This window comes from Capilliphycus salinus ALCB114379 (genome assembly GCF_047276495.1).
GTDB classification, from domain to species: Bacteria; Cyanobacteriota; Cyanobacteriia; order Cyanobacteriales; family Microcoleaceae; genus Capilliphycus; species Capilliphycus salinus.
Genome location: NZ_CP178543.1, coordinates 4,104,242 through 4,120,113, shown reverse-complemented (window position 1 = coordinate 4,120,113; position 15,872 = coordinate 4,104,242). Strand labels below are relative to the sequence as shown.

The following is a 15,872-nucleotide window of genomic DNA, read 5'->3' as shown; positions in this document are numbered from 1 at the left end:
GACACCGGATCGGTGGTGATGTAGGGGCGGGTTCTCAACAAATCTCGATCTTCCCATGCAAAACTTCTGTAAACCCGCCCCTCTCCAGTGAACAGTGAGCAGTTTGTACAGTTTACGGTTATGCAGCGATCGCTTATGAACTATCAATATTCACTGGGTTTGGTCGGTCACTGTCAGGGGCGGGTTTAGAAAAGTTGCTGATGGGAAGACATACATTTAGTCAGAACCCGCCCCTACAAAACAATTGCTAGAAGCACCTCTTGCCTAATTTGATAATTTTCTCATGCAAACACAATTAAAACAACCAGATAAAAATGAGGATGTTCCGATAGAAATGAGAGATACAAAACCGAAATTTCAGGTTTCTTGGCAGGTCATTTTTGTGGGATTGATGTTTTTTTATATGTACCTGCCGATTTTTGTGTTAACGTTTTATAGTTTTAATAAATCTCGTTATAGTGCGGGATGGCAGGGTTTTACATTAGAATGGTATGCTAAACTTTTTCAAGATAATCGCATTTTATCGGCTCTCCAAAATAGTTTAATTGTGGCGTTTGTGGCGGTGGGAATTTCGGCGGTTATTGGAACGTTGATGGCGGTGGGATTGGCTCGTTATCGATTTCGAGGGAAAAGTTTATATCAAGGGGTTTCTTATTTACCGTTAATTATTCCTGATATTGCGATCGCGGTTTCAACGTTGGTTTTCTTGGCGGCGATGGCGATTCCGTTGAGTATTTGGACGATTGTAGCGGCTCATGTGGTGTTTTGTTTGGCTTATGTGGCGTTGGTGGTTTCGACTCGTTTGGCGGATTTGAATCCCCATTTGGAGGAGGCGGCTTTGGATTTGGGGGCGACTCCGGTTGAAGCGTTTATTCAGGTTTTATTACCGGAATTAATGCCGGGTATTTTATCGGGGTGTTTGCTGGCGTTTGTTCTCAGTATGGATGATTTTTTAATTGCTAGTTTTACCGCAGGAAGTGGGGCGACAACGTTACCGATGGAGATTTTTAGCCGCATTAGAACAGGGGTTAAACCGGATATTAATGCTTTGAGTGTGATTTTAATTATGGGTTCGGGATTGGTTGCGTTTCTAGGGGAATTTTTGAGAACTCAAGGAGATAAAAAACGCAAAGGATAATTGATTGTAGGTTGGGTTGAGGTCACGAAATCTAACGATCTATAATAGAGTTTGTTGTTGTGCTTTAGCACAAAAATTCCTAATTGATGCGCGTGCATCGCAAAAACGAACTAATAGAAACTGGGGCGGGTTTATCTCAATCTCTCAGTAGTAGTAAAAATCTGGTAGAACCCGCCCCTACACTTGGGATTATTGGTTATCGGACATGATATGAATTGTTGGGTATCATTTCGTTCAACCCAACCTACTATTGATGATATAAAATGTTAGGGCGGTATTTCCATAAACTTTTTCGCGACAGACTTCTAATTGAGGCGGAGGGTTAACGGTCCACTGTTTGGGATTGTGTTCGACGGCTAATTCACCATCGGAAGTCAGTAATTGATAATTGGCGATCGCTTCTATTACAGGTTGATACAAATCACTCGCATAGGGCGGATCGAAATAAATGTGGTGAAATTGCTGTCCTTCCAAGGTTTTCAGACGGGCTACCACATCACCCCGAATCACATCAAAAGTTTGATCGGAGTTTAACACCTGTTGCCAATTTTGCCGAATAATCCGACAAGCCGGCCCCGACTGTTCGATCGCAACGGCCCGAGATGCCCCCCGACACAAGGCTTCGGCCCCCATTGAACCGCTACCCGCACACAAATCCAACCAATGACAGTCGGTGATGCTGTTTTGCCAAATATTAAAAACCGCTTCCCTGACTCTGGCGAGGGTGGGGCGGGTTTGTTGTCCGGGTAGGGTTTTTAGGGGACGATTGCCGTAGATTCTCAAGCTCATGTTGAGATAAATTAACGATTAAAACAAACGATTAAACTAACTGTTAGAAACTGCACTCACGGGGGATTTTTGAGCCGATTTACTGTTAACAAACTCGACAAAATTACTCAACATTTGCAGTCCTGCGGTTGAAGATTTTTCGGGGTGAAATTGTACCGCCATAACGTTTTGATGGGCGACTGCGGCGGTTACGGTTTGGCTGCCGTGAGTAATGGTAGCGGCGTTAATTTGCGGGTATGCGGGGGCTACATAATAGGAATGAACGAAGTACACCCAAGGATTTTCATCGAGATTTTTCCAAACTGGGAGATGAGGTTGAGTCAATTGCAGTTGATTCCATCCCATGTGAGGAATTGTTAATCCGGGTTCGGACTTAAACCGTTGCACAGTTCCCGCAAAAATGCCGATTCCAGCCTCGTTGCCTTCTTCTGACTTTTCAAACAAAATTTGCAATCCGAGGCAGATGCCGAGGAAGGGAACGCCCGCTGCAATCACATTTTTAATGGGTTCAACCAGGTTGCGCGAAGTCAAATGCTGCATGGCGGGGTCAAACGATCCGACTCCGGGTAAAACAACTGCATCGGCTTGTTGAATTTCGGCTGAAGAATCGGTAATTTTGGGGTTAGCCCCGGCTTTTTCTAAACCTTTACAGGCGGAGTGGAGATTTCCCATGTCATAGTCGATTACTGCGATGACCGCCATTAACTCGCGCTCCTTTTCTCACGATACCCTATTATTGTACGTCTTTTTGGAAGCGGCAAGCCTTAAGAGGCGATCCAAATTGACCCCCGTTGTAGGCTTTCAAATAGTTCATCGAGATGGAGTTGGGTGGTCGGGGAGAAGGATGTTTCTGATAGGATAGCAGATTTGAGGAGTTGGTAGTCGAGGGGGGTGATTTGACGGAAGGTGAGAACTCGCTTGATGATGGCTTCGAGGGAAAGGGTGGAGGTGGAGGTTTCGGTTAACATGACTCAACTGCAATTTCTAGCTTGACAATATCTATAATCTCGCGATCGCTTGATATGTTGTGTGATATGTTAATTGAGTTTTTGTGAATGTTATCAGTCGGGGGTGTGACCAGATCGGTGTCTCGGTTGTGATCTGCCTCCGTATGTTTACGGAGAGGTTGAAAAATAGGGGTTTTAGCCAACCGTATTTTTACGGATTATCTTTGATTAAGAAAAAATCCTACCGATTTTGGAAATTGTAGGGTGGGTGACAACCAAGGGCTTAACTGTTGAAATAACTAATTGTTTGTGTCACCCACCCTACAGGTTGTTATCCGGTTTTTGGAGATTTTTCATTCGGGGCTGGCGGGTTCAACTAGCCCAAAATTAAGCATTTAACTACTTAATATTGCTGTAGTAACGCTGTTCTAACCACGCCATCAACTCATTTTCAGAGTCAAAATACAGCCAAAAATCTTTGATTGGGTCATAAACCGACCAATAGAGATTTCCCCGTTTATCCCGTCGTTCTAAAATTGTCGGTTGATTGTTAGGAGAAAACAATTTTTCGAGATTATTTAAGAAAATATCGAGAACGACAGAAGCGGTTTTTTGACTAAAATTAGCAACATTTTGGATGAACTTAACTAAAGGATGTTGTTTGGGTTTTTTGAAATTTTGATAGCTGATCACTTCTAATTGAGTCAATTCATCGGTCAATAATTCGAGTTTTTGATAAATTTTAGGTAAATTTTTCATCAGACCGACTCCCTTAAAAAGATAGTGTTCATTTTCCGCAAGTGTTGGGAAAAATGACTTGTTTTCTAAGGTACAGGGAAATTCTCAATTTGTCTTTACAGGAAATCTCTGGAGTTAGAATAAAGAAAAATGAGGTGAAAGTCGTAGGTACAACTTAAACCTCTGGAAAGTTCAGGTAAACTCAGGAAATCGGAATTTATATTCTAAAATTGAATGATTTTGCGACTCATAGGCAATTTAAAAGCCTCTTAGTTGAGGCTATCGGTTATCTATAAACCTATCGCGAAATGGGGAAATTAGTAGGGTGGGTGACAACGGATAACTGAATTGTTGAAATTAACAACTTTTTCTGTCATATCATGTCCAACAAATCAATAATCATTCTGTAGGGGGCGGGTTCTACGAGATTTTTGACACCACTCCGAGATTGAGAAAAACCCGCCCCAGGCTATCACAAAATTAAGCAACCGGACATAATATCACCCACCCGACGGTTTAAAAATGTTATGAGTCTGGTGGGTGACAACGGATAATTTATAGCAGTGTGGGTTCCGGTGAGGTACACCCGAAAAACCCGGTTTTTAATCCGAATAGTTGTAGGGTGGGTGACAACGAATAATTTAATTGTTGAAATTAACAACTGTTTGTGTCACCCACCCTACTGTTGAAATTAACAACTTTTTGCTGTCACCCACCCGACAGGTATTAATTAGGACTGTTCGGAGATAACCAAACTCGAAGATGCACTACGTCCAAATTCTTCGGGGGCTTGTTGTAAATAGGCTTTGGCACCCGGCCATAAAAATTCACCGGGCGTTACCGAACGGACTAAATAATGCAGTTGATAAACTCCCGGTTCGAGATAGTCTGCATAGGCAAAAATTCGGTCGCGATAAATGGTTTGGTAGCTAATTTCCCAACTATCCGTTTGGGCTTTTAAGGCGGAATTACTCGTTTGAAAGCGGTTATCAATGGCTTCAAAACCGGCTGGAAGGGGGTCCGTAATCATCACGTTATTCACGGGATGGTCGGTGATAATTTCTAAGCCGATATCAAACACTTCTCCCGGTTTAACTTCTACGGGTTCTTCTGCTGCTGACAGTCCCATTGTTTGCAACACTTCGCTATCGTTAACTCGCTGAATTTTTCGTTCAACTCTTAACCCATTTAACCGTCCGGGTTGGCTTCCTTCGAGGCGATATTCGTAGGATATCCAATAATTCAGTTTTCCGTTTCCAGAGGTTTGAATCATCAGAGGATTTTTACCGGGGGGTAATTCCGACATGGGAATATTGAGATTAAAACTGGAGTTTTGAAACCCGTTAAATTGAGTTGAACCCAAGTTTTTACCGCCCAATTTAATTTGAACTTGGAAGTTTTCGGGAGTGGGTTCTATAACCGCATATTCGGCTAACGCTGTTAATGCTTCGGCGTTATTGTAAGTGCTTCCCCAGGTTCCCTCGCGGCGAAGATTGAGTAAACTTTGAACGAGTTTATCAATAACTTCCGGCTGATTATTTTGACTGACAAATAAACGCAAGGCTTCCGACTGGGCGGTAATATCCGAACTCATCCAAGCGTATTGTTTGGGAAAATTAACGGTGGCGGTTCGTCCGGTTTGATAAACGATTTCTTCCAGTTTATTCGCCAGTTCGTTAAATTCCGAATTCCACTCGGGGAAGTTGGATAAATAACGGGCGAGTTTAATTTGGGTTACGGTATCAAATTCATCCCGCAAGCCGTAAATATCGGACATGAAATCGTTGCGTTGGTCTCCCATTTCCGCCAACGCCATTAAGATATTTAATCTCACCCGACTCTTACAAACCAAATCATCGCCGCAAAATTCATTTTTTCCGGGGTTGGCTAGGGCTTGTTTCAGGTAATATTCGAGTTGATTGAGTCGAGTTTCATCAACGTTAAATCCTGCTTTTTGGGCTTTGGCTAACGCTTCTGCGGCGTATGCAGATAGCAGAGGATTGGATATTTTTTGTTCGGGATAAAGGGCGAGTCCTCCGTCGTTTTGTTGGAGTTGGAAAATTTGGTCGAGGGATTTTTGGGCTTGTTGGTTGAGGTTGAACTCGCCAACGTTGCCGTATTTTTGGCTTAATTGTTGTAAGTTGGCTGCAATTAATAATTGACTCGCCGCAGGTTCGAGGAAAGGTACATCGGTTTGGTTGAAAATTTGTTTGGCGGGGGCGGTGATTTGCGGGATTAACGTACTCGCCAGGGAGATATTTAAACCGCCCGTATCTCTGACGGTATCGCGAGTAACGTTGATGGGAATATTTAAAGAATCGGTTGTGGTTCCGCTTTCAATAACTTGTTCGGTTACTAACACGGGTTTGACTTCTAACGGAACTTCAAAGCCATCGGTTTTTCCGTTAAATGCGGTTTGAAACTTCACTAGGGAGGTTCCCACTTCTTCCACTAATACCGGGAAATAATAGGCTTGGGTTCCGGCTTTGAGTTGGCGTTCCACAGTTTGGGTGTTGCTGTTTCCGGGGGATAATTTAACCCCGCCTTCGACGTCGGCTTTTACCGCTATTATTCCTTTTTCTCCGGTGTTGTTGGTAACGGAAACTCCGGCTAAAATTTTATCGCCCGGGCGGGAAAATTGCGGTAAAATCGGGTTAGAAAGTAGCGGTTGGGTGGTGATAAATGTGGTTTCGCCCGAACCAAATTTAAAGTTACCATCCGTCGCCACAACCATCACCCGCCAGGTGGTTAAATCGTCGGGAAGTTGAAAGTTAACGTTGGCTTTTCCGCTATTATCGGTAACAATTGAACCTTGATAGTAGGCTAGAGGTTGAAAGTTTTTGCGGATGCGAGTATTGCCAATTCCTGCGGAGAAACCGCCGCCATATCCCCAACCTTTTGCTGATGTAGCCATAGCTAACCTAACTTCCGGGCGATTATCACTAAAACGAGTAGAAATCGGTTGTTCGGCGTAGACGGTTTCTAACAAATTGGGGGGACGATAACCTGTTAGTTGTAACACCGCTTCGTTGACAACCATAACGGTGAACTGTCCGCGTTGGGGTTGGTTATTTGTATCTTTTAATTGCAGTTGCAGGGTTTGTTCGGCGCCGGGTTCGACTTCCGATTTTGTGGGTGTAATTTCTACTTGCAGGGTTTTTTCTGCCAAGTCGGTTTTAAACGGTACAAACCCAATTTGAGATAACCCCATTTTCGAGAGATTTTCCCTGTTTTCGGGTTCAACTTCTGACAGGGGTTCGCCTTTACGAACTAACACCGCTTCAACTGCTGCATTCGGTAACATTTCCGAAGTTACGGTAAATTGAATTTGCGGGGCGCCGCCGGTTACGGTTGTTAACGTTTCGTACAACGGTTTATCGCGGACAACTGCAAAATATAACTCGCCTTCGGGATAGGGAGATTTAATTAAAGCGGTGGCGGTTTCTCCGGGTTTGTAGGTGTCTTTGTCGAGTTCAATTTGTAAGCGGTTGTCGTTATTTCCTCCCCAAAATACGGGAGAAGTTCCGGTCGCCCAAATTTGTATATCTGTGGCGGTAACTTCGTTGGAATTGTTGGTAAAATTGGCACGAATGCGATAGGAACCCGACTCGGGAGGGGTTAAAGTAACAGTTTTTGGAGTCTGATTTGATTTAACTTCTGCTGTCGCGACGGTTTTATATTCAATTTGGTTTTTGTCCGTTTGTCCTCCCGCAACCACTCGGGTAACGTTGCTATAATTCATTTTTTGCAATTCCAAACGCACCCCAATATTGGGAAGGGGTTTTCCGTTGGGGTCGGTCACAATCACTTCGACGGGAAATGCTTGGTTTGCTTCGGCGACGAACGGGGTTTTTAACCCAATTAAACGGTCACTCGGTAAAGCGGTAATACTTTGAGAATCAGAAACCGCCAAGTTCGTCACGTCGGAAACTTGAACATCCACCCGATATTGCAGGGGATAGGGTAAATCTTTGGCTATTTTAACGGTTTGGGTACCCGTTCCCGCTTGGTCGAGAACTTCGCTTTTTTGCAATACATCGCTGGAAACGGTGGGTTTTTCTTCCGGCCAAAACCACTGTCTGCCAAAGTTGTATTTTTCCCAACCTTTGGGGGTAAATTCTGTTGGGGTTCGGGTGACATAATATTCCGCTTTTCCACCAACTACCGGGGAACCAAATAAATAGTTACTTTCGGTATTGACGGTTAGATTTTCGCCTTGAGTGGCGGTTTCTTTATCGAGGTTGACTTCTACTTTAAAGTTTGGCGGCTTAAATTCCGCAACCCGCAAGTCTCCATAAATTTCTACTCCATTATCGGCTTTCGCACTTAAACTATAATCTCCCAGCGCTTGGTCGGAATCTAGGGTAAATTCGAGGGAAAATGTACCAAATTCGTTGGTTGGATAGGTTCCGAGGGTTTTTTCTGTGCCTTCGGAGGTTCTCAGGGTAACGGTATAGTTGACGTTTTTATCCTGTTTTAATTCCCCATTTTGCAGATAGTAAGCCGCACCGGTTAACGCGACTTTTTCTCCGGGTTGGTAGAGTTGACGGTCAGAAAAGATAACGCCTCTCGACAGGGGTTTGCTATTTTCCCAGTCGCTATAAATACCATAACCGTACATCCCACTATAGGAATGAGTTCTTGCAAATGCCCAGTCGTCCCCTTCTTTGGCAATGACCAACAATTCCGGGGCGTTGTCAAAGCGATCGCCGTTCATACACTGTTGGAGATTTTCGGAATTTAACGCCAATATTCCGCTTTCGTTCGTGTTTCCGGTTGCACAGGGTTTCGGGTCAGGAAAGCTTGTGGCATCCAGTTGAGATTGATAGATTTCAACTTCGGCATTGTTAACGGGGGAACCGTCTTCTAAATGGTTAACTTTCACTATCCCAGACTCGGGAAACCACTGGGAAAATACGCCCAAATTTGTCAGTTGTACAAACCCATAAAATTCCGGTTCGTTCCAGCCCCGTTGTCCGTTTTCTTGATAACGATTGGTTCGGGCTTTTACACCGTAAGCCAGCATTCCGGTATCTTTTCCCAGTTTTTCCCGCAAATTAATTGAGGTTTCTTTTGTTTCGTTTTTTGTGGGGTTTTTTACCGGGTAAGAAGTCCAGTTTCTTTCTGCGGGTAACAGATTTTTTTTGTCTTCTCTCGGATAAGCGAAATCGGTATAAACTAAATCCGTCGGTTGAACGATTTTATAGGCGGCTCTGTATTTCGACTCGGGTAAATTGGTGGTGGCAATATTTAACTGTAAATTCTGGGTTGAGGGGAAAATATTTAATCCCCTCGGCGCCCACAGGTCAGCCGCAACATCTCCGGTTTGATAAGAGATAGTCTCGGGTTTTTCTAGGGTTTGACCGAACTGATCTTTTAGGTCTTTTCCAATAGTAATGGTATAGTTGGTTTGGGGTTCCAACGCCCAAGGATTGAGGTTAATAATGTTGCTATTTCCGTAGGCTTGAACCAAAGGAGGCGCGTCTTTGGGTGGGGGCGGATTAATCCTAATATTTTCTCGGGCGGATTCTTCTAAAATTTGATTGTTAAACTTCAGTTGCGGACTGCCATTTTCAAACCGTCCGTAGGTTCCCCCCTGACTCGGTTGACCGTAGAGTTCTAGGGTTTCAAATTGTAGGGAATCGAAGGTTTTTATTTGAGAGGAAATGATAAATTGGCTGTCTAAATTTCCTCGCTGGGGATGCAGTCCGGGTGCGATTTCTAGGGTGTATTTTGTACTTTTTTGTAGATTTTGCGTGGGAGTTATGGTATACTGCCAGATATGGTTTGATGGGTCGAACTGTGTCTGAGGCGGTAAAGCGTCCGAATTGAACTGATTTTTCGTGAGTTCGACCTTGACGGGAACGCTTTGATTCGACGCCTGTGAAACGAGTTTGACGTGTTGGGCTAACGAGTCGAGATCTAATTCTACGTTAGAGTTAAAAGTAAGCTCGGGAGTCAAACCGACGGGATTGTTTTCTGAACCCGGGTTTTCTTCGGTTCCCGGTAAATTGGTCAGTTCAATCGATTGGGTGTTGAACGTCCAGGCTAAATCTTGGTCTAAGCGATGATTTTCTAAGTCGGACAAGCCGGGTTTGAGTTTAACTTGAATGCGGGTAGCTAAAGGTAGCGCCCGGTCAGCTTCAAACCCCACCATTCGCGGCGTCAAAAACCGAAATTGTCCGGGAAGTTTTGGGGTAATTTCAAATTGGTCGAGGAGTTGACGCTGCTCTGGGGAATCCAAGCGTTCAACCGGAATTAACGGGTGTTTAAAAATAACCCGAATTTGACTTTGAGACGTCACTTCCCCAGTCGGACTAATTTGTTCTATCCAATCGGGAAGTTGGGGAACCGGGAGGGCGGAAACGGTTGGTAACGGTTCTTCTGTTGGAGTCAGGCTAAAAATTCGACAGCCGGCCAGGGTCGCGACAAACAGAAATATTAATATCAACCGCTTCCAAAGTTTGCGGTATTGGCGTTGAATTCCCATAGCGTTTTTCAGAGTAGCTCACCCCCTTGATAACAGATGAAAGCCCGGAAATTCCGGAAAGCTCTACATTTTTTAATGTGTAACGGGTTCGGTCAGTTCGCCCTTTTGTGCGGCTTCTGCGGGAGTCATCTTTTCATAGCGTTCAAAGGGTTGATGAATCCAGGGAGAATCTGCCAAATATTCGACATAAAAATCGGGAACAATCACCGAACAAGCTTTGTACCATAAAACGGCGGTTTTGATTTCCTCAATTTCCGTCGCGTACTGGCTTTTTAACCACAACAAAGATTCTTTTAAACTAATCCCCGAATCAACTAAATCATCGACTAACAACACCCGACTTCCCAAAGTTTCTGTTGTCATAGTTAGATGATTGGCTATTTTAATTTGACCTCGAATTCGACCTTCTGAACCCCCATAAGAAGAAACGGAGAGAATCGCTAACGGACTGTCATAAATTCGGGAAATTAAATCTCCAATTCTTAATCCTCCCCGTGCCAAACAAATAATTTGATCAAATTGCCAACCGGATTGATAGATTTTCGCCGCTAAGGACTCGATGGCTTGGTGATAATCGGACCAAGAAACGTATAAATCGCTCATGGGGTTTGCTAGGCGTTATCAACAATTACAAGAGGGGTCATTATTCTATTAGTTTACCGCTTCTTGCCCAAAATGGGGTAAAAAGTTTTTGGGCGCATCAAATTAAACCCCTTTTTTCTCCCCAACCCGAAGATTTATTATTTGATGCACCCTACTGAGATTTGAAAAGGGTTGACAAGCCGAGAAAAAAACTTTAGGATTATATTAAAGTAAAATGGGAATATATTGCGTCCTATAAAATCACATCGGTCAAATCAGCCCATTTGAGATTCGCTTCAGTTAGATTTGCATTGGTAAGATTTGCACCGATTAAATTTGCGCCTTCTAACGTTGCACCAATTAACTCAGCATTACTCAAATCACTATCTCGTAAATCAGCTTGAGTCAGATTTGCATAACTCAGTTTGGCGTGAGAAAGATTAGCGCCGACTAACTTAGCTTGGTGTAAATTTGCGCCTGTCATTACCGCTTGAGAAAGATTAGCCAATAACAACTTTGCACCCTCAAGATTAGCATTTTTCAAATTAGCTTTCGTTAAATTTGCACCCATCAAATTCGCCTCCCGCAAACAAACATCGGTTAAATCAACTTCGACTAAATTAACCCCCCGAAAGTTTCGGTTTCCCCGACGATAACAGCGTAACATTTCCCCCACATCTGTTAAGGAAATTTCCCGCAGTGGGTGTTGTCGGAAGTTGAAACTAAAACTCTCCCCAGACTGAATCACTCGCCCCATTTCATTATACATCGGATAAGCGCCGATTCCCGTTAATCTCACCCAACCTCTAGACCGAGTTAAAGCGATAAATAATTGTTGTCGAAAACTGAGATTAGTTTCATTTTTGGCAATTTGATCAAAACCCACCAAATAAACCATATCCGCTTCCTGTCCTTTCGCCCGATGAATGCGAGAAATGGTAATTCCGCCTTCGCACCAAAATTGATTGGGTTTATCTTTATTATTGGTGACAATATTGCAGTCAACCGCACCGGGAATATAAATATCTAAACCCTGAGACATCAAAAAATTAGCAACATAACCTTCCAACGCTATCGCCTCAAAACTATCCCCCAAAATAATAACTAAGATTTCCCGACTGGGGCGCAACCCATCTATCCTTAAATTGTGGTAAAGCTGTTGGGTTAGGGCAGATAATTCATTGTAGCGGGAATGATAGGCTTCAAATTCTATCGGTGAACTTTGCCAAAACTGGGAAACCGGGTGAGGAAACTTTTCCCCGTCGTAACACAGGGTTATTTTAGCGGGTCGAGACTCAACAGACTGTTCAACTTTCACCCGATAACCCAACATTTTCCAATCTTCGATTCTAGTCATGGCGGTTAACAATCCTTCCGGACTAAACACCCCGCAACTGATTTTGTAAGCAGCGGTTAAAATTTGAGTTGGAACCCGATAACAGCGAGACAAAATCTCAGTTTTGTTAATCCAATTTTCATATTGACCTGTTAATAGATGTCCCCAGTTATCCCCAAACAGTTCGCTAACAGTCGCACTTTTGAAAGTTTCTAAAGTCTGCATTTCATCCTCCGCCCAAATTAACCGACGTTGGGAAATATTGCTGTTTTCAGATATTTCTAACTTAACCGAACGTAAAGCTTGATACGCCATCCAATAAAAGGGTTGTTTCCCTTCAAACTTAAACTCATCTTCGACGATTAAATCTTGACCTTCATCAATTAAAATCGCATCAAACAGTTGAGGAATAGCCGATTTTTGCAATAAATCACAACAAGCTTCCGCCAAAGCTTCGTGGGGTTTTTGAGAATTTGTCCGACGAACACTCAAACTCCAAACCCCCGCAGCCTGACAAATTGTATTATAAAGTCCGGGTTGTTCTTTTGAACCCCAAGCGTGAAGCACCCGCAATTTTTGATGATTAGAATCATAACCGACCTGATGACAACTAAACCGCCGCAACCATCTATCTAAATGTTGGATAATCGGTTCATATAAACTGCGGCTAAAAAACACTAAAGCAATATCCCAGTCGGGATGCTTGAGGTGCATTTGTGCGGCTTTTTGACAGAGTAATACGGTTTTTCCAGAACCGGCTATTCCGCGAATTCTTTGTAAACCGGGAGGAATTTGTTTGGCAATTCGTTCTTGATTGAAGTCGAGTTTAGAAATATGTTCTCGAACTTTTGCTAATATTTCTCCCCGCCTTTGTTGATTTTCTCGAACGAAGTATTTCCGGGTTGGCGGTTGAAATAACGGGGTTCCCGCAATAATCGCCTGTAAGAGTTCCCATTGTTCGGACGTGAGAAGTTTACCGGGAACTACAGACGGAATTTTAGCGATAAATTGGATTAAATCCGATGAATTTAAAAGGGAATCTTGAAATAAAATCGGGGGAGAATTTGGCAATCGATCAAAACCTCTTTTTTGCCAATTTTGAGCTAAAATAAAAGGTAAGGCAACCATAGCCCGACCCCAAACTTGATGTTTAAGGAGAGGTTCATAATTACAAAAATTGAGCAACGCAAACAGTTGATTTTCTGCTTGTTGATAGGGAGTGATGCGAGTGGTATAAAACTGTTGTAATTCCCAAATATGACCGGAAAGATTAACAATTTGGTCGAGGGTAAGAGATTTGACTTCAATGACAATTAAACCCAGTTGAGCATCTAAAATTAAAATATCGGGTTCCTTGCGAAAAGCGCCCATTTGAGGAGAAAAAATCGGATAGCGCCAATATGCGATACAATGACGGTGAGCGAAGGTTTGGCGAATCATTTCCCAAACCTGCTGTTCGCCCAGTTCACCCGGTTGACTGAAAACTTCAGTAGCAATGAACTTTTGAGTCGGTTTATGGGTGCGCTCTCCTGTCATTCGGGAATCAATTTGTTTACATCTGTTGAAAAACGGGAATTGGGGTGCAAGAGAAGTTAGGATGGAGCTAGTCAAAGGTTACACCCTGCTTGTGAACATTTTCAATAGCATTTCATGGTTTTTTACCGCCTTCCCCTAGTCCTACTCACCTGCTTGACTTGCTCGGGTTTCCTCGACGGTCCGAGTGCAAGCGTGATGTCTAAAAATTATAGCGACCTAAAACCTCCCGTCCTCTCCGATGAACCGACCAGTTCGTTAATCTTGGCGCAAGAAAATTCTACCGCAGAAAAGCCGAAATTTCAGTTTCCCCCTCAACTCCCGATGGGATTAATTTTACTCGGTGTCGGGTCAATTATTGTGACCGGGGGAGCGGTTTTTATTATTATTAAATTAATCGGTCATCAGGGGGAACCGGAAGCAGAAGAAGAACTTCCCACCGAGGCGAAAGTTGAGGAGTCTTCGCCCTATTTTTCCCCGTCAGAAAAGGCGTTAATTCCTCCGAGTCCCGCTTCTCCGTTTCGAGTCGAAGATGAGGTCGAACCCCCAGAAATTTCATCTCAACCCCCCGTTCAACCGGTGAATAAACCTGCTGAAAATAACGGCTACATAGACACACCTCTTCCCCAAAATAAACGCCCGGAAAAACCGTCTGTTCCCCCTCAAGTTCACTCAGCCGAGACGTTTTTAATCGCAGACAAGCCCCGCCTACCTCAACTTGACCGGGTGGAACAATTAATATTAGAATTACAGAATCCCGACCCGACAAAACGGAGTCAAACGATTTGGGAATTGGGTCAACAAGGGGATTCTCGGGCGATTCAACCGCTAGTTGATTTGATTTACAATTCCGATTCAAAACAGCGGAGTTTAATTTTAGCCGCCCTTTCAGAAATTGGCACCCGCACGTTAAAACCCATGAGTCGAGCGTTAACGTTATCATTGCAGGATGAAAATGCAGAAGTCAGAAAAAATGCAATTCGAGATTTAACCCGTATTTATGATTTAATTATTCAGATGAATCAACTGTTACAACGGGCGGCTGATGACCCCGATTTAGAAGTACGAGAAACGGCGAGATGGGCGGCTGATAAGTTGAGTCGGATGCGTCCGTTACCGACAATTCGCGATGAACCGCCCCGGTAAAAAATTGAGAATTTTAAAAAGGATTATCTTGAAACAATGAGTCGTAATGTGCTGAAATTATTATTATTATCAACTCCCGTCGGACCGTTGGGTTCGGGAACGGGTGGCGGTGTGGAATTAACGCTATTAAATTTGGCGAAAGTCTTGCAAGAAAGGGGTCATCAAATTACCGTTGTCGCCCCGGAAGGTTCGGTTTTGGAGTCAATTGATTTGGTAGAAATTTCGGGAAATCTGCAAATTATGGCTCAGTCTCAAGGGCGAGATACTCCAATTATTTTACCCCCGAATTCAACCTTGGGCAAAATGTGGGATTATGCCCCGTCAGGTGCAGAATAATTATGATTTAATTGTCAATTTTGCTTACGATTGGTTGCCGTTATATTTAACGCCTTTTTTCCATATAAAAATCGCCCATTGGATTAGCATGGGTTCCCTTTCAGATGCCCTCGATTTGATGGTTCAAAAAACGGTTGAACAGTTTCCAAATAGCATTGGTTTTTATACCCAAACTCAGGCGGAAACCTTTGGTTTAACTGAAAAAAATTATGTTTGTTTGGGCAGCGGGATAGAAATTGCTCACTATCAATTTGATGCCGAACCGAAAAATCAGTTGGCTTGGTTGGGTCGAATTGCCCCGGAAAAAGCCCTAGAAGATGCAGTTTTAGCGGCAAAAATTACCGGAATTCCTCTTAAAATTATGGGGAAAATGCAGGATGAATCCTATTGGCAAAAAATTAATCAAGATTACCCGGATGCCCCGATAGAATATTTGGGATTTCTATCAACAAATGACCTACAAAAACACCTGCGAGACTGTCGGGCGCTGTTGATGACTCCCCGATGGGTAGAAGCCTTTGGAAATGTCGCCATTGAAGCCTTAGCCTGTGGGGTGCCGGTGATTGCCTACCGTCGGGGCGGGCCGGCGGAAATTGTCCGGGACGGGGAGACGGGTTGGTTGGTGGAACCCGATAGCGTCGAAGGTTTGGTGAATGCGATTCAAAAACTTGACAAAATCGACCGTTTATGCTGTAGAAAACAGGCTGAAACCGAATATTCCTTGTCAGCCTGGGGCGATCGCGTGGAAAAATGGCTCTTAGAGATGATGCAAAGTTGATAGAAATTCTTCAAAATTGACGTTAAACTAATAACTGGATTGCGAGAAATTCTGACCTC

The 15,872-nt window shown here is 43.5% G+C and carries 9 protein-coding genes and 1 pseudogene; 3 read left to right on the top strand and 7 right to left on the bottom strand.

Going from position 1 to position 15,872, the window contains the following annotated elements:
* Window positions 1-283 precede the first annotated feature (283 nt).
* Window positions 284-1,138 (top strand): ABC transporter permease, encoded by an 855-nt coding sequence (locus ACL6C3_RS17100; protein ID WP_413160133.1) that lies wholly within the window; start codon window positions 284-286, stop codon window positions 1,136-1,138.
* A gap of 234 nt (window positions 1,139-1,372) precedes the next feature.
* On the opposite strand, the gene rsmD is transcribed toward ACL6C3_RS17100, so the two are convergent.
* The 7 genes from rsmD to ACL6C3_RS17065 all read right to left on the bottom strand — a co-directional run bounded on the left by rsmD (window position 1,373) and on the right by ACL6C3_RS17065 (window position 13,556).
* Complete coding sequence (gene rsmD, locus ACL6C3_RS17095) at window positions 1,373-1,927, bottom strand: 16S rRNA (guanine(966)-N(2))-methyltransferase RsmD (RefSeq protein ID WP_413160132.1); 555 nt, start codon at window positions 1,925-1,927, stop codon at window positions 1,373-1,375.
* A gap of 36 nt (window positions 1,928-1,963) precedes the next feature.
* Window positions 1,964-2,629, bottom strand: coding sequence for an imidazole glycerol phosphate synthase subunit HisH (hisH, locus tag ACL6C3_RS17090; protein WP_413160131.1), 666 nt, complete (start codon window positions 2,627-2,629; stop codon window positions 1,964-1,966).
* 62 nt (window positions 2,630-2,691) lie between these two features.
* Window positions 2,692-2,895 (bottom strand): hypothetical protein, encoded by a 204-nt coding sequence (locus ACL6C3_RS17085; RefSeq protein WP_413160130.1) that lies wholly within the window; start codon window positions 2,893-2,895, stop codon window positions 2,692-2,694.
* A 378-nt stretch (window positions 2,896-3,273) separates the two neighbouring features.
* Window positions 3,274-3,633 carry a hypothetical protein gene (locus ACL6C3_RS17080; protein WP_413160129.1) on the bottom strand — a complete coding sequence of 120 codons (360 nt, stop codon included), beginning with the start codon at window positions 3,631-3,633 and terminating at the stop codon, window positions 3,274-3,276.
* Window positions 3,634-4,342: 709 nt separating this feature from the next.
* Complete coding sequence (locus ACL6C3_RS17075; RefSeq protein ID WP_413160128.1) at window positions 4,343-10,102, bottom strand: Ig-like domain-containing protein; 5,760 nt, start codon at window positions 10,100-10,102, stop codon at window positions 4,343-4,345.
* A gap of 72 nt (window positions 10,103-10,174) precedes the next feature.
* Window positions 10,175-10,705, bottom strand: a complete 531-nt coding sequence (locus tag ACL6C3_RS17070) for a phosphoribosyltransferase (protein WP_413160127.1) — start codon at window positions 10,703-10,705, stop codon at window positions 10,175-10,177.
* A 232-nt stretch (window positions 10,706-10,937) separates the two neighbouring features.
* Window positions 10,938-13,556, bottom strand: coding sequence for a pentapeptide repeat-containing protein (locus ACL6C3_RS17065; RefSeq protein ID WP_413160126.1), 2,619 nt, complete (start codon window positions 13,554-13,556; stop codon window positions 10,938-10,940).
* Between the two features lie 195 nt (window positions 13,557-13,751).
* Here ACL6C3_RS17065 and ACL6C3_RS17060 point away from each other — a divergent pair, with 195 nt between their 5' ends.
* Complete coding sequence (locus ACL6C3_RS17060; RefSeq protein ID WP_413160125.1) at window positions 13,752-14,699, top strand: HEAT repeat domain-containing protein; 948 nt, start codon at window positions 13,752-13,754, stop codon at window positions 14,697-14,699.
* A gap of 36 nt (window positions 14,700-14,735) precedes the next feature.
* A pseudogene (locus ACL6C3_RS17055) lies at window positions 14,736-15,813 on the top strand (glycosyltransferase family 4 protein).
* Window positions 15,814-15,872: the final 59 nt, after the last annotated feature.

Bases quoted from the DNA above. Each gene is read 5' to 3' on its own strand.
- ACL6C3_RS17100 (WP_413160133.1), top strand. From the start codon at position 284: ATGCAAACACAATTAAAACAACCAGATAAAAATGAGGATGTTCCGATA.
- rsmD (WP_413160132.1), bottom strand. From the start codon at position 1,927: ATGAGCTTGAGAATCTACGGCAATCGTCCCCTAAAAACCCTACCCGGA.
- hisH (WP_413160131.1), bottom strand. From the start codon at position 2,629: ATGGCGGTCATCGCAGTAATCGACTATGACATGGGAAATCTCCACTCC.
- ACL6C3_RS17085 (WP_413160130.1), bottom strand. From the start codon at position 2,895: ATGTTAACCGAAACCTCCACCTCCACCCTTTCCCTCGAAGCCATCATC.
- ACL6C3_RS17080 (WP_413160129.1), bottom strand. From the start codon at position 3,633: ATGAAAAATTTACCTAAAATTTATCAAAAACTCGAATTATTGACCGAT.
- ACL6C3_RS17075 (WP_413160128.1), bottom strand. From the start codon at position 10,102: ATGGGAATTCAACGCCAATACCGCAAACTTTGGAAGCGGTTGATATTA.
- ACL6C3_RS17070 (WP_413160127.1), bottom strand. From the start codon at position 10,705: ATGAGCGATTTATACGTTTCTTGGTCCGATTATCACCAAGCCATCGAG.
- ACL6C3_RS17065 (WP_413160126.1), bottom strand. From the start codon at position 13,556: ATGACAGGAGAGCGCACCCATAAACCGACTCAAAAGTTCATTGCTACT.
- ACL6C3_RS17060 (WP_413160125.1), top strand. From the start codon at position 13,752: ATGTCTAAAAATTATAGCGACCTAAAACCTCCCGTCCTCTCCGATGAA.